The sequence below is a fragment of the Cobetia sp. MMG027 genome, assembly GCF_027947415.1.
Lineage (GTDB): Bacteria > Pseudomonadota > Gammaproteobacteria > Pseudomonadales > Halomonadaceae > Cobetia > Cobetia marina.
In genome coordinates this window covers 13,893-31,532 of the sequence record NZ_JAQJIO010000007.1, presented here as the reverse complement: position 1 = coordinate 31,532, position 17,640 = coordinate 13,893, and the positions used below count along the sequence as shown (strand labels likewise).

At 56.9% G+C, this 17,640-nt stretch carries 15 protein-coding genes; 4 read left to right on the top strand and 11 right to left on the bottom strand.

What is annotated here, in order from left to right; translation table 11 throughout:
• Positions 1-73 precede the first annotated feature (73 nt).
• The 4 genes from PJK54_RS10870 to PJK54_RS10855 all read left to right on the top strand — a co-directional run bounded on the left by PJK54_RS10870 (position 74) and on the right by PJK54_RS10855 (position 3,317).
• Positions 74-970: a LysR family transcriptional regulator gene (locus tag PJK54_RS10870; protein ID WP_271302808.1), complete on the top strand. Its 897-nt coding sequence runs from the start codon at positions 74-76 to the stop codon at positions 968-970.
• A gap of 377 nt (positions 971-1,347) precedes the next feature.
• The gene (locus PJK54_RS10865; RefSeq protein WP_271302807.1) at positions 1,348-2,211 is read left to right on the top strand and encodes an SDR family oxidoreductase; all 864 of its coding nucleotides are present in this window, start codon (positions 1,348-1,350) and stop codon (positions 2,209-2,211) included.
• A 332-nt stretch (positions 2,212-2,543) separates the two neighbouring features.
• Entirely contained in the window at positions 2,544-2,912 is a 369-nt protein-coding gene (locus PJK54_RS10860) for a PH domain-containing protein (protein WP_084208355.1), read from the top strand.
• 51 nt (positions 2,913-2,963) lie between these two features.
• Positions 2,964-3,317 carry a hypothetical protein gene (locus tag PJK54_RS10855; RefSeq protein ID WP_271302806.1) on the top strand — a complete coding sequence of 118 codons (354 nt, stop codon included), beginning with the start codon at positions 2,964-2,966 and terminating at the stop codon, positions 3,315-3,317.
• A gap of 177 nt (positions 3,318-3,494) precedes the next feature.
• Here PJK54_RS10855 and PJK54_RS10850 read toward each other — a convergent pair whose 3' ends face one another.
• From PJK54_RS10850 to PJK54_RS10800, 11 genes are all read right to left on the bottom strand, one after another.
• Complete coding sequence (locus PJK54_RS10850) at positions 3,495-4,184, bottom strand: hypothetical protein (protein ID WP_271302805.1); 690 nt, start codon at positions 4,182-4,184, stop codon at positions 3,495-3,497.
• 457 nt (positions 4,185-4,641) lie between these two features.
• On the bottom strand, positions 4,642-6,063 hold the full coding sequence (locus PJK54_RS10845) for a c-type cytochrome (protein WP_271302804.1): 1,422 nt from the start codon (positions 6,061-6,063) through the stop codon (positions 4,642-4,644).
• Between the two features lie 2 nt (positions 6,064-6,065).
• A complete protein-coding gene (locus PJK54_RS10840; protein ID WP_271302803.1) occupies positions 6,066-7,655 on the bottom strand; it encodes a GMC family oxidoreductase in 1,590 nt (529 codons plus the stop codon).
• A gap of 57 nt (positions 7,656-7,712) precedes the next feature.
• Positions 7,713-8,252 (bottom strand): sorbitol dehydrogenase family protein, encoded by a 540-nt coding sequence (locus PJK54_RS10835; protein ID WP_176503780.1) that lies wholly within the window; start codon positions 8,250-8,252, stop codon positions 7,713-7,715.
• Positions 8,253-8,515: 263 nt separating this feature from the next.
• Entirely contained in the window at positions 8,516-9,184 is a 669-nt protein-coding gene (locus PJK54_RS10830) for a DUF938 domain-containing protein (protein WP_271302802.1), read from the bottom strand.
• Positions 9,185-9,286: 102 nt separating this feature from the next.
• Positions 9,287-10,312 carry a glycosyltransferase gene (locus PJK54_RS10825; protein ID WP_271302801.1) on the bottom strand — a complete coding sequence of 342 codons (1,026 nt, stop codon included), beginning with the start codon at positions 10,310-10,312 and terminating at the stop codon, positions 9,287-9,289.
• Positions 10,313-10,621: 309 nt separating this feature from the next.
• Positions 10,622-11,548 (bottom strand): glucose-1-phosphate thymidylyltransferase RfbA, encoded by a 927-nt coding sequence (gene rfbA / locus PJK54_RS10820; RefSeq protein ID WP_084208351.1) that lies wholly within the window; start codon positions 11,546-11,548, stop codon positions 10,622-10,624.
• A 337-nt stretch (positions 11,549-11,885) separates the two neighbouring features.
• The gene (gene rfbB / locus PJK54_RS10815; protein WP_271302800.1) at positions 11,886-12,959 is read right to left on the bottom strand and encodes a dTDP-glucose 4,6-dehydratase; all 1,074 of its coding nucleotides are present in this window, start codon (positions 12,957-12,959) and stop codon (positions 11,886-11,888) included.
• Between the two features lie 360 nt (positions 12,960-13,319).
• Positions 13,320-14,336, bottom strand: a complete 1,017-nt coding sequence (locus PJK54_RS10810; RefSeq protein WP_271302799.1) for a phytanoyl-CoA dioxygenase family protein — start codon at positions 14,334-14,336, stop codon at positions 13,320-13,322.
• 78 nt (positions 14,337-14,414) lie between these two features.
• Positions 14,415-16,628 (bottom strand): beta-1,6-N-acetylglucosaminyltransferase, encoded by a 2,214-nt coding sequence (locus PJK54_RS10805; protein ID WP_271302798.1) that lies wholly within the window; start codon positions 16,626-16,628, stop codon positions 14,415-14,417.
• Between the two features lies 1 nt (position 16,629).
• Positions 16,630-17,634, bottom strand: a complete 1,005-nt coding sequence (locus tag PJK54_RS10800; RefSeq protein ID WP_271302797.1) for a glycosyltransferase family 2 protein — start codon at positions 17,632-17,634, stop codon at positions 16,630-16,632.
• Between the last annotated feature and the right edge of the window lie 6 nt (positions 17,635-17,640).

Below are 17,640 nucleotides of genomic sequence, written 5' to 3'. Positions count from 1 at the left end.
CAAGAATGCAGGCGACCTGCTACATGAACCATGTCGCTGTTGATCCTTCGCCCCCTTGCCCAGAGAGCCTTCGATGCAGGATCTGTCCCGTCTTCACGCCTTCGTCACCGTGGCGCGCACCGGTAGCGTGTCACGAGCCGCTGAGGCCTTGCACCTCACCCAGCCTGCCGTCAGCCTCAAGCTCAAACAGCTTCAGGAAAGCCTGGGCCTCTCTCTGTTTGATCGTCACCCCCACGGATTGCAGCTGACCGCCGATGGACAGGCCCTGCTCTCCAGTGCCGAAAGCACGCTGGCCAGTGCCCGCCAGTTCGAGCAGGCTGCCTCTGCCCTGCACAGCACCCTGCGTGGCACCCTGCGCATCGGCACCATCATCGACCCGGAATTCATTCGTCTCGGCAGTTTCCTGCGTCATCTGCTGGCACAGGCACCCGGGGTAGAGACGTCTCTGCAACATGGCATGAGTGGGTGCGTGCTCAAGGCACTCAAGCAGGATGAGCTGGAAATCGGCTTCTATCTCGCCCCACCGGGAGAAGGGCCGGGCGACAGCGCCCTCGACTACCGGGAATTGGCGCTGTTCGAGTACTACGTGCTGGCACCGGCGGGCTGGTCATCGCGGCTGACCGCGACCGACTGGGCCTCGTTGGCGGCTCTGCCGTGGATCGTCACGCCCCCCAACTCGGTACATTCCCGCCTGCTGGCACATGCCATGCGCGGCGTGGAGGCTACGCTGCATCGCGTCGCCCAGGTGGATCAGGAAGTCTGCATGCTGGACCTGGTACGCGCGGGGGTCGGGCTGTCACTGGCGCGTGATGTGCTGGCGCTGGCCGAGCGGCAGGAGCGTGGGCTCAATATCGTGCCGGACACCCGCCTGCCCTGCGCACTCAGCGTGGTATGGCGCCGTGACAAGGCCGCTGATCCCAGCGTTCAGGCGGCATTACAGAGCCTGGCCAATGTCTGGCCGGCAGAGTGACCGGTGTCGTGCCAGGTTGCGCCCTTCGCGGGTCACGCCGGTCTCTTCTCTCTTCTCTTCTTTCTTCCCTCTTTTCTCTGCGCTTAGCGCCACGCTCTTTGCCCTTCTCTCCTCACCTTGCATCCTCACGACCTCTCCACCTCCCATCACTGGCAGGATTGCTCTGAGCGGGACGCAGCGTTGCCTGTCTCGCCCGTTTTCCCCTGCGCCCACTGTCACAAGGTTATCCAAGGGCATGCGTGATATCTGATATGCCCGAGACTGTGCGGTGTGTCATGCCGGTCACGACCGCCCACGCGACTGACGCAGCTCACATGACTCACACAGCTCACACGACTTACACAGCTACGGCGTACGGCGTCGTCAAGGAGGATGAGATGGTGGCCAAGACCGAGATTCATGCCCAACAGCAGACACTGCCGGGCACGGAGCGCCTGATGGAGCCACAGGCGATCTTCATCCGCGACGACTATCGCGGCAGCGGCAAGCTCGAGAACAAGGTGGCGCTGATCACCGGTGCCGACAGCGGTATCGGTCGCTCCGCCGCCATACATTTCGCGCGCGAAGGTGCCGATGTGGCGGTGATGTATTTAAGCGAGGAAGAGGACGCTCAGGAAACGAAGCGACTCGTGGAAGCGGAGGGGCGCCATTGCCTGTTGATCGCCGGTGACCTGCGCGACGCCGAGTTCTGCCGCGACGCCGTGGCGCAGGTGGTCGAGACCTTCGGCGGGCTCAATGTGCTGGTCAACAACGCCGGCACCCAGTGGGTCAGCGAGGACCTGACCACCCTGGAGGATGTCCAGTGGGAGCAGACCTTCGCCACCAACATGCACAGCATGTTCTACCTGACCAAGGCAGCGCTCCCACATCTCGGCGAAGATGACACCATCATCAATACCACCTCGGTCAATGCCTATATCGGCCCGGACTTTCTGGTCGATTACACCGCGACCAAGGGCGCCATCGTCAGCTTCACCCGCTCACTGTCCAATCAGGTGGTCGGCCGCGGGATTCGCGTCAACGCCATCGCACCCGGGCCGGTCTGGACACCGCTGCAGCCGGCGACACTCGGCGCGCATGACCCGCAGATGCTGGAAGACTTCGGTGCCGACACTCCGATGGGACGTGCCGCGCAACCCTGTGAACTGGGGCCCTGCTATGTCTTCCTGGCATCACTGGATTCCTCCTTCATCAGCGGCCAGACCCTGCACCCCAATGGCGGCACCGTCGTCAATGGCTGAGCGCTGAAGGCGCACTCGGCCTTTGTGTCCATGAAAGCCGGTTCGTGAAAGCCGGTTCATGAAAGTCTTACCCTCCTTAGAAGTGAGAAGCGCATCCTGTTTCGCCAATGGCACGCTCGTTGGCAACCACCGCAACAGGGTGCGCTGACGCCCCTTGTCAGGCGTGAGCACGACGCTATCCTCAGGCGCTGGAATCCCTTATCCTTGAGCCTATACCACGTGTCACGATGCATGATTCATGAGCGACTGACTCACTGACGGCGTCTCATCCCCCTCGATATCCTGTTCGCGAGACTCATGTCAGAGACTTGAGCAGCAGGCTGGAGTATTCCATGATCGACTTCCAGAACAAGGGCGTGTTCAAGCTCAAGCCACACGCCGAATACGCAGAAAAGGTGGAAGCGTTGTTGTGTGAAGGGGAAGAGATTGTCGCGGCCTACAAATCGATGCGTGATGGGGTCATCTTTACCACCAAGCGCGTCATAGCGGTGAATGTGCAGGGCCTTACCGGGAGCAAGAAGGACTTCACCTCGCTCCCTTACAGGAAGATTGACGCCTTCTCGATTGAAACCTCCGGTACCTTCGACCTCGACTCGGAGCTCACGATATTCTCCTCCGCCCTGGGCACCGTCAGATTTGAATTTACCGGGTCTACGCCATTGACCGACATCTCACGACTCATTGCCCGTCATGCGTGTTGAGCCATTTCGCCATCATCGTACTTCTCTACGGACGTGAATGAGACTGCTGATATGAGTGATACCACCATCCAACAATTCGAAGAAAACATGAAGCGTGAGCTGGAGCGATATGTCCGCTCCTCTGCTGCCCCCGCCAGCTCAACCTCTCCCGGCACCTCGCCGCGCGTTCGCCCTGAGGCACCACGCGCCAGAAAGACGACCACTCCGCTCAAGGGGCTCAGAGTGACGCTGGGCGTCAAGCAGAAACGTCTGGCACTGGAAGAACCCTTCACGGTGCAGACCGACAGCATCTCCCGGGTGGAAGCGCGCATTCAGGCCGAAAAGGCCGCCCGCAAGGCTGGCTGGAAGATCATCAGTCACGTGATCGACTGGAATGATACCGAGCGGGAACCCGACGCTCGCTGATCCCCTGATCCACACACATCCGTGCATGATAGCCGAGCGCCAGGCAGCTATGCCTGGGCTCCACCTCTTCTGCTTTCCTTTGCTGTGCCTGTCACTCAGGCGGCTGCACGCCCTTCCCTCGATGGGCAGACATCGTGCATTACCCGAGCCCCTACCAGCGGTCCGGCATCGGCACTATCAATATCGCCTTGCCTTGGGCGAAAGACCGCATATTCCTCTCTCTCTCAGCAAAGCCTGCTCAGCAGATGCCAGCGCTATTCGTCGACCAAGACGGATCGCCAATCGATACACGAGCCCCAGACTGATCAGAGCGGCGCAGCCCAACACGAGCGAGCCAGCCAGCACTGCAGCGCCAGCCTCAAACAAGGGGCGGTCTAGCAGTTCCCTGGTGAAGCCTGTGGCTAACCCCCAGCACAACACGATGGCCATCAGAGGAAATATCGCGCCATGCCGGAGGTGACTGCGGGATCTGCGTTCGAGAATCTTCTCGCTTTCCCCACGCATGCAATACCGACTCCGCACGGGAGATGCCACCGGATCGTGATTGACTCGCCTTGCGAAGGCGAGCAAGGCAGCAAGCTCGTTGCTGTCGACTTCCGTACAGAGGAAGGATCCATTGCGAAACAGCAGGCCGACACGGCGGCCCAAGCATTCCGGAGGGATTCGCTTGAGCATGTCTTCACCAGAGATATCCAGCGCAGCGTCCCTGGCGCTCGACTCTTGAATGGCATGAAAATCCATCACGCAATGCAGCTCTTTCAGGTCCCATATCATGATGGGAGCGCCAAGAGAGTCGCTCCCTCTGAGAAAGGGCACGATAAAGCTTGTGACAATTTCAAACTGTCTCCGATATCCAGCAATCTTCAAGGTAATTCTCCAAAGCGTCCGTACTTTTTCGATCCATTTGCCGTGCCATCATAAGCAACACCTTGTCTCCAGTGAAACTGATCCCGATAAGTTGCAGAGTAATTTCAAACTCTCATGTGCAGGCTCACGCATGAGATATCTTCTTGCCCCACAAAGCCGTGGATACGAATGATCTGATATCTAATGTAATTCGAAGCGGTGAATGTCCGAGAACACCGCAGGATTCTCCTCGACATCAGGTCTTGCGCCTGGATCAGGACACCCCTTCTCGCTCGTGCAGCCGGGTATTGAGAGTACTGTCCTTCCCTGCTAAGCAACGCCAGTCAGCGGCGGCTGCCACAATGTCTTTTGTCTGGCCTACCTACGACAATGCCCCGTCCTGTCGCCAGAACGGGGCATTGTCGTAGAGGAATGAACGGCAAGTGAGAAATCGATGCCAGCACTTGGCATCAGGCCATCAGTGACGCGCTGCGTGACGACGCCAACGATAGAACGCCCCACCCAGACCTCCCAGCAAGATCATAGCGCCAGCAGCCAGCAGCCAGGGCATGGCCGATACCCACCACGGCGTGGAGCCACCTTGTCGCCATGCTGCTACCTGCTGGGCATCCACTGAAAGTTCGGCATTGCCGAACTTCTGCAGCACATGATTGCTGATCGCCGCAACCTGCGCATCCGTGAGCTGGTCTTCATAGGCGGGCATCGCGACATGATACGCCTCAGTCTGGCGATCCACTCCCTTGAGTATGGCCATGACCAGATTGTTGGCCTGTCCTCCGCGAGTCGCGGTGTTGTGAACGAGGGACGGATAGAAGTGATCCTGCGTGCCATGTCCATCTCGCTGATGACAACTGGCGCAGGCCGCCTGATAAAGACGACGTCCATCGAGAGTGTCAGCGCGTGTCTGCACCTGTGGGTCGTTACCCAATACAGGCTCGATCTCGGCAGGGTCTGGCATTGACGTCTTCTCACGCGGTTCATTGACGGCCAGTGCGGGACCAGTCTCGATAGCCGGCACCTGCTTCAGGTAAGCCGCCATGCTGGCCAGGTCCTCATCAGTGAGATAACGCAGACTGTGATCTACAGCGTCCGCCATTCCGCCACCGGCCTGCGCCAGACCGGGAACATGCCCGGTTTTGAGATAGCTCGCCAGGTTCTCCTCACTCCAGCGACCGATACCGCTGGCCGCAGACGTGATATTGGGTGCGTGCCAGCCCTCCACATCGGCCCCTGCGAGATAGCGCGAACTGTCCTGAGCCATCAGAGCATTGCGAGGTGTATGGCAAGAACCGCAGTGCCCCAGCGTATCCACCAGATAGTGGCCACGATCCAACTTGGCGTCGTGTGAAGCCTGAGGCGTGTAAGGGTCATCCAGGAAAAGCAGATTCCAGAAGATCATGCCCGCGCGCAGGTTGAAGGGGAACGACAGATTGGTTTCTGCAATAGGCTCATCCACCGGCGCTACCCCCTGCTGGAAGTAGGCATAGAGCGCGTGGATATCCTCATCCTTCAATCCCCGATAGGCGGTGTACGGCATGGCCGGATACAGCTGTGATCCATCGGGGCGCTCGCCCTCGGTCAATACCCGTGCAAAGTCTTCCTCACTGTAATCCCCGATACCGTACTGGTTTGACGGCGTGATATTGCTGGCCACGATGTCGCCCAAGGGCGATTCGATGACGTAGCCACCGGCATAGGCAGGGCCATCGTCTTCCGGAGCGCGATGGCAGGCAGCGCAATCTCCGGCACGTGCCAGATATTCTCCTCGTTTCAGCAGTGCCGAAACATCGCCTGCCGCGGACGCGTACGAGGACATCACAGGCAGCGTCAGGCCAGCCAGCATCAAGGCCACTCGGGTCAAGGGGGCGGCAGATGACATGCTCATACCTCCCTCGCCAGAATATCGGCGATACGAATACTCAGGGCGACACCGGTCAGCGTGGGGTTGATGACCCCGGAAGCCGGAATCACACCGGTAGTGGCGAGAAACAGGTTGTCATGATCCCAGGAGCGGCATTCACCATTGACGACCGAATTCTCTGGCTTCTCCCCCATGATTACGGTCCCCATCAAGTGATCACGATTCTGCCACCCGCTATCGTCTTCAATGACGGTGCCGTTCATGATGCGCACGAAATTCGCGAAATCCTGCTTGGCAACTCGGGCGGCCTTGGTCAGATACTCATCGACACGGTAATCCACCTCCAGCGTGGGAATTCCCAATGCATCCTTGTATCTGCGGCTCGGGCGCACCGTGTTATGTGAACGCGGCAGGGTCTCGAACGTCGTGGTGATCGAGACGTAGCGGGCGGCATCATGACGAATGCGCTCGTCGAGTTCCGGCCCCACGATGAGATCATCCAGCAATCGCCGAGTCACGGTCTCGTTGGGGACCGCATTGCCCAGAGCATGCTTGATCGCCGCGTGCTCGCGACGGAACTCGCCATCTCGCCAGTTGAATATCCCGCCTTGCTGAACCTGTCCCCGACCGGGCCACAAGGGCTCATCTGCGAGAAACGACAGACTGATGCCAGTGTGATCCATCAGGTTGCGGCCGACCTGATCGGAGGAGTTGGCAACCTCCGACATCAGCAGCAACTTCGGCGTCTCGAGCCCATGCGCGGCCACGATGAACGCCTTGGCCGTCAGGCGGACGTCATCACCATTGGAGCTGCGATAGTGCACCGCCACGATTCTGTCGCCTGCACCTTTTTCCAGCTGATAGGCCGTGGCATCGGTCAGTAACCTGGCTCCGGCACGCACGGCGTGATCCGCATGCACGTCGCCGCTGTACATGGCCCCGATGGGACACACGGGCATGCAGTTGTTGTTGCCACTGCAGGCAGGCCTGCCATCCCAGGGCTGTACGGTGCGCGCGTTGGGCTCATGCAGAAACTGGTACCCCTCCGCGCCGATACGTGCCTTGAGACGCTGGAAGTAATAGGTCTCGCCCTCCGGCGGCACCGGATAGGGTTCGGAGCGCGGCGGCCAGGGGCGCTGATCATTGCCACTCTGGTCTTCGGTATCACTGCCGGAGACACCCAGCGCCTTTTCGGCACGTACGTAATAAGGCTCCAGTTCCTCGTAGTCGATCGGCCAGTCACGCCCGACGCCATAGGTGGAGTAAAGCTTCATGTCATTGGGGGTATAGCGCCAGGTCGCGGCGGCCCAGTGCCAGGTCGTGCCGCCTACCAACTTGAGCATGCCTGGCCGAAATTCAAATTCACCGACACTGTCGATGTACTTCTCCTCATACGAGGTGGGCGCCCAGGGCTGATTGGGATACGGCGCATTGAAGTTCGACTTGCGGCCTGATGTACGGAAGTTCTCGACGATCTTCCAGCGAGGAATTCGTTCGCCTGCCTCGAGAATGATGACATCCTTGCCCTGACGCGCCAGCTCATAGGCAGCATTGCTGCCTAGGGCGCCAGAGCCGATGACGATCACGTCTGCATCATATTGCGTAGCCATGAGGGGTCTCGTCCTGTGAAGAATGGTAGAGCGTTGTTCGGGCGAATCTGATCACGCTCAATCGGTCGCGATCGTCGCCGGAGGTGAGACCCAATAGTTGGTATGGCCCCGCGAGTACGTCGGGATGACCGTGGCGTCCAGTGTCGGTTGATACATCAGTGCACCGACATAGGTGACGAAGTGAGTATCATCCGTAGCGGAATGCCCCTGTACGGTGCCGGTATACCCCAGATACCAGGCAGCGATGATATCAATGGCGGTCCGGGTCACCGCTTCAGGTTGCTGCTCGGCAAAGGACGTGAACTGACGCATGTCCGTCAGTTCCGCCTCATCCATTGCCTGAATGAGCTGACGCATGCGCCGAGGGAAATCGGCATCGATATCAAGAAGACCTTGATAGGCACGCCCCGCCAGCCGGCTATTGAGCTGGGGGCGCATGGTGAGACGTTCGGACAGGGTGAGGAAGTCCGTGATGTCCTGTGGCGGGATGTCATCGGGCGTATCAGCCCATAGGCGCGTGGCCCATGGCATCAGGGTACTGGCGGATAGCACCGCCAGTCCCGTCAGCAACTGACGCCGATTGAGAGTGCGTGTCATGGTGAACCCTCGCGCGTACCTGGCGGATTTCGTCGTTATGCAAAACTAATAATATTCTTATATAAGAATATCAAATGTCTCACAACATCGCCCATGCCAAGGGAGGGCGACGCTACGCCACCGGTAAAGCTCTGCCGATAGCCTCACCCCCCCCATTGTCACGCACAAGACATTCCCCCGCATGGCGGGCGAATGCCATAAATCTTGCTTCTCAAGAGCTTGATTACCGGATAATCCGCGTTCCGACAGCGCAACCTCAAGTTCTAACGCCGAAAGACGACACTCAGATTGTTGGCCGGCATCTCGACCACCCTGTCGAGCGTCAGGCCGTTACGCTTCGCTTCCTCGATCACGGCTTCCAGATCGCGCACGCCCCATAGTGGGTTGCGGCTCTTGAGCTGGATATCGAAGCCTTCGTTGCTGGGTGCCGTGTGCTGACCTTCTCGCTTGTAAGGGCCGTAGAGATACAGCACGCCGCCCACCGGGAGGAGTCGCCCTGCCCGTGCCATTAACTCGGACGTGACGCGCCACGGAGAGATGTGGATCAGGTTGATCGCCACCAGCGCATCACAGGCCACTTCAGGCCACTCGGCCAGCACATCCAGCGTGATGGGGGCCTTGAGATTGGTCAATCCGGTCTCTTCGCGCCAGTCCGCGATCGACTCCAGCGCACGTGGGCTGGCGTCACTGGGCTGCCACACAAGATGAGGCAGGCCACGCGCGAAGTGCACGGCATGCTCGCCGCTGCCACTGGCCAGTTCCAGCACTTGACGACGCTCGGCGAGGACATCACGCAAGACATCGAGAATCACGTCACGATTGCGCTCGACCGCGGGACTTGCCAGCCGTCGGGAGTTCTCCAGTGCGACATCCTTCTGGGCTGCGTGGCGTGCTGGGTCCTTGGGGTGTTCCGGTAATGCTGACGAGGTCATGCCCTGCTCCATTGACAGACTGAGGCTGGTGATCATACCAAAGCGCCGCACCCCATGGGGCGCGGCGCTTGAAGACATGCGGGGAGATTTCAGTGGTACGTCTCAGCGTGTCGGGGCCATCGTGCTGCGGGCCCGCCAGAAATCCAGCACTCGCAGGGGGTCCCCCACCTCATGGGCCTTGTGCTGGGCGTTGTGCGCCATGGCGCGGGTGGCATCCCGATCACTCAACAGACGCTCCAGCGCCGCCAGCCACTCTGCCGGGTCATCTCCGACCAGCAGGCCGTCGACGCCATCCTCGATCAGCTCATGATAGGGAGCGCGTCGACTGTAGATCCCCACCCCGCCCATGCGCGTGATATCGAGAAAACGCCGCCACGACATGTCGTGATTGACCGAATCCGCCATCAAGGGCGCGAGACCGATGGCGATCCGCCGCCGCGAGCAATAGTCCTGAAAAGCCTCCCAGCCTAACGCCTCCATGGACTTGAGACGCGGAATGTCACTCAGCGCCAGCGGCAGATGACGCCCCATCATCAACTCCACCTCGGTATCGTCGTGACGCGTCTGGATATCGCGCAGTACCGGTGCCAGCGCCACGATATCGTCGCGATGCGCCAGAGTGCCATGAAAGCCGATGCACCAGTCCTGACTATCGAGATGGCGAAGGTCCGGCAGCGCCCCTGTCAGCGGCGGCGTCAGCAGGCTGACCTTGGGATGCAGGCCTGCCAGAGTAGTCTGCAACTGCTCGCTGACCACCACCACCTCATCCGCCAGCGCCAGCAGGCGTTGCTGCAACTCACGTGCCTGCCTATCGCTTTCCTCCTGAGGCTGCGCGGTGACGAGGTCATGATCGAGCAGATAGCAGATGCGGCCATGCTGCTCGCGGTGAGCCTCCAGCATCTCGATCCACTCCTCTCCCAGGGTGCGGGCGATCAGCAGACAGGCACCGCCGAGACGCGCCTGAGCCAGCCTGGGCGAGAACTTCCAGCGACGCGTCTCGAAACGCTCGACGCGAGTGCCTTCCTTGCGCAAGGCGCCCATGGCAGGCAGGAAGAAATAGATGTCTTCCAGTGCCAGAGCATCATCGCTGAGTACGATCCAGCGTGGGGTTGTCGGGAAGGCGGTCATGACAGTCTCCTTTACACGAGGCATTCATGGTCCCGGCGCGTCTGGCCCGAAGGCCAAAAAGGGAGGCAAGCGCGCGAAAGAGCACACATTGTCTCTGGGACGCTTCCTCTGAGCTTAATGAATTCTGAGCCAGACACCACCCGAATGCTGCCAACATGTAGCGGAGGTAATCAACGTGTTACATGCGTTAGGGCCGCTGACAGCCCTTCCAGCAACGACAAGGCCCACAGGGTAAGCTGTGGGCCTTGACTCATCGATACCTCAAATGTCCGGCAGATCACTCATCGACGGGCCCTCATGGGGCTTGCCTCATGCGACCCTGATCAGCTCGTGTCGATCCTCTCCTTGTGAGGTCGCCCTTCTCACATCCTCAAGACGCTTGAGCAAGTACTGCCCATAGCCCGTCTTGCTGAGACGCTGGCCCAGCACCTGCAACTCCTCATCGCTGATCCAGCCATTGCCCCAGGCAATCTCTTCCAGACAGGCAATCTTGAGTCCCTGACGATGCTCGATGGTCTGCACGTACTGCCCTGCGTCCAACAGGCTATCGTGGGTACCGGTATCCAGCCACGCGAAGCCACGGCCGAGGCGCTCGACATGCAGATCCCCACGTTCCAGATAGGCATTGTTGATGCAGGTAATCTCCAGTTCGCCGCGCGCAGAAGGCTTGACCTGCTTGGCGATTTCCACGACATCGTTGTCGTAGAAATACAGTCCCGTCACCGCGAAGGGAGAACGAGGATGAGCTGGCTTCTCCTCGATGGACAGCGCCCGGCCCTCTTCGTCGAACTCCACGACACCAAAGCGTTCCGGGTCCTGAACCAGATACCCGAATACGGTAGCCCCGGAAGCACGTGACGCCGCGTGCTTGAGCTGGCCGGTGAAATTGGGGCCATGGAAGATATTGTCGCCCAGCACCAGGCAGACATCGTCTTCCCCGATGAAGTCCTCGGCGATCAGGAACGCCTGAGCAAGGCCATCCGGACTGGGCTGTACGGCGTATTCGAAGTGCACGCCATACTGCTCTCCACTCCCCAGCAGTTGCTGATATTGCGGCAGATCTTCAGGCGTCGAGATGATGAGAATGTCGCGAATTCCCGCCAGCATCAGTACCGAGGCCGGATAGAAGATCATCGGCTTGTCATAGATGGGCAACAACTGCTTGGAGACTCCGAGCGTGATCGGGTGCAGCCGTGTACCCGAACCACCCGCGAGAATAATGCCTTTCCGTGCCATGCTGATCTCCCTGTCCCTTGACGTCATTCCGCTGTCACCGCGGATAGCGAACACCGACCGACAAATGGGCATCGAGCATCATGGCTTTGAAAATGCCTTGCTTCATCAGTCCGTGTCGCAGAACAGAGTACGTGCCCCTTACCTGTCACGCAGCATGGTTTTCACCGATATTCATCCCCATTTACCCCATGTTTGGCTGACGTTACCAACATCATTTAATTAACATACTTGGATCGAGTGTCAGTCATGCCTTGCATGATGCCGCTCATCCAGACGCCCCATGCCACCATGACGTGACGCCATACTCCAGGCCTTACAGACACATGAGAACGACGGATCAGGCGCTGACGCCCAGGCGCTCTCCTTGATAATGGCCATCACGGATACGCTGCCACCATTCAGGGTTCTCCAGGTACCAGTGCACTGTCTTGCGCAGGCCACTTTCGAAAGTTTCCCGAGGGCGCCACCCAAGCTCCCGGTCAATCTTGGCGGCATCGATGGCGTAACGCAGATCGTGCCCCGGCCGGTCAGAGACGAAAGTGATCAAGTCCGCGTAATGTGCGACGCCTTCTGGCCGTGTCGGCACCATCTCTTCCAGCAGAGCGCAGATCATGCGGACGACATCGATGTTGCGTTGCTCGTTGTGGCCCCCGATGTTGTAGCTCTGCCCCACCTCTGCCTCACACGCCACCTTGATCAAGGCGCGGGCGTGATCCTCCACATACAACCAGTCCCTCACCTGATGGCCGCTGCCATAGACAGGCAATGCCTTGCCCTCCAGCGCATTCAGGATCGTCAGGGGAATCAGTTTCTCGGGGAAGTGATAGGGGCCATAGTTGTTGGAGCAGTTGGTCATCAGCGTGGGCAGGCCATAAGTGCGCTGCCAGGCTCTGACCAGATGATCCGAGCCCGCCTTGCTCGCCGAATAGGGAGAACTCGGTGCGTAAGGTGTCTGCTCGTGGAAACCAGGGGCATCATCATCGAGATCCCCGAACACTTCATCGGTCGAGATATGGTGAAAACGAAATCTCTCGGCCTTCTCCGGATTGACCATCGTCAGCTGCTTCCAATGACGACGTGCGGCTTCCAGCAGGCGGCAGGTGCCCATGACATTGGTCTCGATGAAGGCTTCCGGCCCATCGATGGAGCGGTCCACATGACTCTCGGCGGCGAGGTGCATGACGATATCCGGCTGATGCTCACGGAAGATGCGCGCCAATGCCTTGGCATCACAGATATCCGCCTGCTCGAAGACATACCGTGGGTGATCACTGACGGACTCCAGCGAGTCCAGGTTGCCCGCGTAGGTCAACTTGTCGAGATTGACCACTTCATGGGTTGTCGAATGGATCAACTCACGCACCACGGCTGAGCCAATGAAACCGGCACCACCGGTAATCAGGAACTTCATGCTTCACCTCGGCCACGCACTCGGCGCAGAAAGAAAATGTGAGAGTGCTGTCAGTCATGGCAACGCCGACCAGCTGGCGGTGACAATGCACCGGGCCGCCACCCTCCTTGTCCCTAGATGATACGTCACGCCATCGCTGGCCCTCGCCCGATTCACCTGCCGTCGCCCAGCTGAAATTCCTGCGCCGAATGTCACCTCAATATGATGAGGCAATTCTCATATGGCGAGGGAGAAACCTCCTTCCGAGGTATGACAGACACAAGAAAGCCCCGAACGCGAAGCGAACGGGGCTTTCTCGTGTCTGTCAGGAACCATGGCCGGATGCCTTGCCCAGGCGTCCGGCACGTCAGTAGACCTATCTCACAGCTCGCCGTTGTCCGAGGGAACGAACCAGGAAGCCTGCTCTCCCCGGGCGGCGGCCTTGCGATCATCACGCTGCCGTTCAGCCTCCAGTACCTTGTACTGCACGCGATTCAACCACTCGAAACCCAGTCCCGGTAACGGAGAGAAGGGAGTCGTACGACTCATTCCCCACAGCGCAAAGCGTGTACTGCCCTGCTCTGCCTCACCTCGGCCATGCATGCCGTAGGTATTGGCGATCAACAGGGTGTTGGCCTTGACGGCAAAGTGCTTGACCTCGCCCAGCCCGAAGCGCTCCAGATCCCCCTCATCCACCCGGAACGAGCCTCGCTGGGTATAGCGATTGGGATGATCACGGGCGATCAGGCTCATGTGCTTCTCCCACGTCAACCGGGCTGACGTCAGGCGAGTGGAACCAGGCACGAACATGAAGGGGCCCTGTGCAGGCGTCACATCCTGCAGATACAGCCAGAACTTCATGGTGGGCTGGAAGGTATCCACGTGCAGTGATTTCTGAGGATCGCGCTCGTGACTTTCCAGTACACCATTGTGGATGCGCTCCAGATGCATGATGGGCTGGCGAGCATGACCACTGCAGTAACGCATGAGACGGCGGAATCGTCTGTCACGCATCAAGGCCTGCATTTCCGGCAAGGCTTCAACATTTTCCGGTGACATCACCCGGCGACGGGTCAAGGTATCTGCCTGCCGACACTGACGAATCTCGCCACGTGCCCCCTCGGCCTCAGTGAGCAGCCGCTGATACTGCTCCGCAGGCAGGAAATCTTCCAGCATCAGATAGCCATCACGCTGAAAGGCCTTGCGCTGCTCTCGCGGAACGCCATAGGCAAACCAGGCCTGGCGTACACGCATCAGCCAATGCGCAGCGCGCAGGCGTGCCAGGTGAAGACCACGCCGATTGAGCTCAGCACTGCCCAGCACTGGATTGGCCACGAAGGACTTGGCACCTGTCAGGACCGCTAGACTGGCAGACAATGTCTTGAGATGGCTCGACATGAAATGGCCTCTTTACATCTCGTGAGGTGCTTCTCCATCACTGCATCTGCAAATGACACAAGAGCCTGGAGAATCCTTCTACAACCGCTTGGTGGCAAGGGCTGTTGCTGGCGCCTTCGCCTTTTGCGACTTCATTGTCGGCATGGGTTTCTCGCCCTTGTCAGCTCTCAAGCTACGAGCAGAAGCCAATGAAGCCTTGGATACAGGGGTAATCTGGATAAAGTCGGTAATGACTTCATCAAGCCAGAAGTCATCGTGATAGGGCACGGCAGAGTAACTGCAGCGGCGATCGGCAATGATCGCGTCCACTTCACGCAATACTTCTCCATGAGAATAACGACGGCCTTCCACCTTGGCCCCTTCAGGCTGGAACTCAATCTTGAGGTGGTCTGCCTGGTCATCCCCCTCACTTTCCAGCGCCAGCACCAGAAGATGGCGCTTCCAGCGTAGCGTATCGAGGCGCTTGATGGTGGCATGGTCCATGGTCATGACCAGGACCCCATTGCCAACCTTGGCGTTCAGATGCGCCAGATCCGCCAGGTAGTAGTGCCAATCAAGTGTGTCATCCCCTTCAGGGATCACGCCCAGGGCATCATGATACAGCTCGATCCCGTGGGTATCCTTCAGGTAGGTCTCAATGGGAGTGACATGTTCGGCCTTGTCGTAGACCAGAATAATGATCTTTGAGTAGATCGCCTTCAAGAAATCCCAATGATTGAAATTATCCGTCAGCAGTGCAGGCCAACGAACACGCGCCTCATATTTAGTAAGGGTCAGTATGAATGACCGAGCACTTCGGGGCTTGTATAATGATTGATTTACCACGTGCTTGATGATATATGACGAGACACGATTCAGTGTACATGCCCTTTCCTCCAAAAGGTGCAGCACTTTGCTTTTGAGATAAAGGTCCTGGAGCACTGACTTATCAATATGCTCAATATTATCACGATCAACCATCAACAGGTTACAGCCGGAATGCCAGCGCAGGACTTCGATATAATCGAGCGCATTGGCCCCCAAGGAGAAAACGATGATCTTGTCTGGATGCTGGTAAGCAATATCTCCTAACTGCTGATGCCATTTGTGTTGCATCAACATCGTGTCATCTGCGACGACTGGCAGCGATGACTTGCTGCAATAGCCAGCACCCACCTCGTTATCATCGAAGAGATCGCCATAGACTACCGTACTATCTAACTTGTCTAGCTCAGCCAGAGAAGCCTGTTTGGCCAGCGAGTCAGAGCCGATGAGTACAAACATCTTGTTCGGAATGGATTTGACATAATCATACGGGTTTTCTTGATGCGATTCGAGGCTATGCCAACGATTCCGCTCTATCCAGGACTGTAATTCAAGTCGTTCACGATAGGCTTCGCGTTCTTCATCAGCTCGCAATAACAGCTCTGAGTAGTCAGCAACCTGCATAGGTGCGATGGCCGCCAATTTCGCTCTCAAATCATCAGCGCGGTGTGAAGCCTTTCGGACGAAGAATTTACTTTCACCAAGCAATTCAGGGTAGTCATCATCATAATAGACTCTAGGTATTCCCCATGAATTAAAGGTATAGCGCGTCAGCAGTTCACTATCACGCTGCTCATCGGGAACCAGATTAGCGACCAAGGTCTGGAAGAATAGCTCATCAGGTACCCAGGTAAACCGGTAAAAACGTTTGAGCACCGGTTTTTTCTGCACCAATGAGAGAATACGCATAACGGTAGAACGACGTAGGCACCACCACTGAGACCCCATATGGGGCGTCTGTCCAAGCGGAATCTTACGATTTATCTTGAGCTTGCGCTGTAGCTTGAGTGAATTATCGAAAAGCGGCTGTTGGTACCGCCAATTGAAGAAGTGGTACTTGGACCAACGCTGCTTTTGCAATCCAGCAGTGACCCATTTGTGCTCTTGTGCGTTGACCGCTTCAATGTGATCTTTGCCACTACGCTGTAAGTATTTCTCCAATAACTCAACAGGCTTGATAGGCATGCAAGAGCCTGAAATCAGCATGAAGTAATCGCTATCGGTGTCATGAAGCTTGGCCTGCTCAAGGCAATTCAAGGTGGCTTGAACTATTGACCATTCCCCCCAAACCACCTTGACTCTATCTGCGTGATAGATAGTACCTGGATAGGAGTCAAAGCCCCATTCAGTAATTGCACTCTCCAGATTTCCAAGTGAGGTAGCATCATGATGCACGAAAATGTTACTACCTGATTTAAGCAGAGGCTCTATTAAAGACTTAAGCTGTGCTGGGTGCTCATGTGCCAAAAGAATAAAAGAAACTTTCATTTTACCACCCTCCAGTATTCATTAAACCACGCCGGGCCAAGTCCTGCCAACCAGTGAAGGGTATTGAAACACCAGAATTATACAACATGCCTTGAGCACTGATGACATCACCATATTGCTTATATTCTGCTGAGTCATTGTAATGCTGCTTAGCAACCATTTCTTCCTTTACTTTATCATCGAGTTGACTGATAAACTTGAAATGCAATAACGCACCAGTGACCATTCTTTCATTGACACAGCGGTTAAGCTTCCTGGGAAGCAACATATGCATAGACGAAATATAAGCGTAATTTTTCTTCCACTTGACTAATGGTACTTTATTAAGCGCTGGAGAGGATGATGGACTATCCCGTGTAAAAACACGCTTCCTAACACCACCTTGTACGAAAAGATTGGTGATGTCAGGATTATAGGATTTTGAGTAGCCATAACCATCAAAATACTTGCAAACTTTTAATGGATCTGTCCCGGGAGTATAAACTGTTTGATTAACGGGTTTATCGCTATACATGTCGAGCATAGTTGTAAAGAAGGACTCTTGCTTAATCGAGTCCATATACTGGGTCAAATCTACAAGATCGCGAGTTTCAATATGAGGATATACTATAAACTCATCAGGATCACAGGTTAAACACCAATGTCCCTCGCCGTATTTGGCAAGAAGAAAATTTAGCCAGTGCATACCAAAATTTGAATCTTTATAACTGGCTTTTGTGTGGTACACAGTGACATCGGGCTGTGTAGATAAATACTCTACGGTAAAGTCATCAGAATCGTTATCCACAATTACAAAATGGTTTATACCAAGCTCACGATAATACCTCAAGAAGTATTCAAGCCGATGCCCTTCATTCTTCATTGTACTGAAAAGAATGATTTCAGAATGCTGGATTTTGGAGCCCGCCTTAACCAAGGATAGATCAGGTTCACACTCATAAGCTTTATGGATGTATGAATTTTCCTTTTTTAAAAATTTTGTCAACTCAAAATTTGGAAATTTCATAGCGAA

Excerpts from the sequence above, each read along its gene's own strand:
- PJK54_RS10870 (WP_271302808.1), top strand. The coding sequence starts at position 74 with ATGCAGGATCTGTCCCGTCTTCACGCCTTCGTCACCGTGGCGCGCACC.
- PJK54_RS10865 (WP_271302807.1), top strand. The coding sequence starts at position 1,348 with ATGGTGGCCAAGACCGAGATTCATGCCCAACAGCAGACACTGCCGGGC.
- PJK54_RS10860 (WP_084208355.1), top strand. The coding sequence starts at position 2,544 with ATGATCGACTTCCAGAACAAGGGCGTGTTCAAGCTCAAGCCACACGCC.
- PJK54_RS10855 (WP_271302806.1), top strand. The coding sequence starts at position 2,964 with ATGAGTGATACCACCATCCAACAATTCGAAGAAAACATGAAGCGTGAG.
- PJK54_RS10845 (WP_271302804.1), bottom strand. The coding sequence starts at position 6,063 with ATGTCATCTGCCGCCCCCTTGACCCGAGTGGCCTTGATGCTGGCTGGC.
- PJK54_RS10840 (WP_271302803.1), bottom strand. The coding sequence starts at position 7,655 with ATGGCTACGCAATATGATGCAGACGTGATCGTCATCGGCTCTGGCGCC.
- PJK54_RS10835 (WP_176503780.1), bottom strand. The coding sequence starts at position 8,252 with ATGACACGCACTCTCAATCGGCGTCAGTTGCTGACGGGACTGGCGGTG.
- PJK54_RS10830 (WP_271302802.1), bottom strand. The coding sequence starts at position 9,184 with ATGACCTCGTCAGCATTACCGGAACACCCCAAGGACCCAGCACGCCAC.
- PJK54_RS10825 (WP_271302801.1), bottom strand. The coding sequence starts at position 10,312 with ATGACCGCCTTCCCGACAACCCCACGCTGGATCGTACTCAGCGATGAT.
- rfbA (WP_084208351.1), bottom strand. The coding sequence starts at position 11,548 with ATGGCACGGAAAGGCATTATTCTCGCGGGTGGTTCGGGTACACGGCTG.
- rfbB (WP_271302800.1), bottom strand. The coding sequence starts at position 12,959 with ATGAAGTTCCTGATTACCGGTGGTGCCGGTTTCATTGGCTCAGCCGTG.
- PJK54_RS10810 (WP_271302799.1), bottom strand. The coding sequence starts at position 14,336 with ATGTCGAGCCATCTCAAGACATTGTCTGCCAGTCTAGCGGTCCTGACA.
- PJK54_RS10805 (WP_271302798.1), bottom strand. The coding sequence starts at position 16,628 with ATGAAAGTTTCTTTTATTCTTTTGGCACATGAGCACCCAGCACAGCTT.
- PJK54_RS10800 (WP_271302797.1), bottom strand. The coding sequence starts at position 17,634 with ATGAAATTTCCAAATTTTGAGTTGACAAAATTTTTAAAAAAGGAAAAT.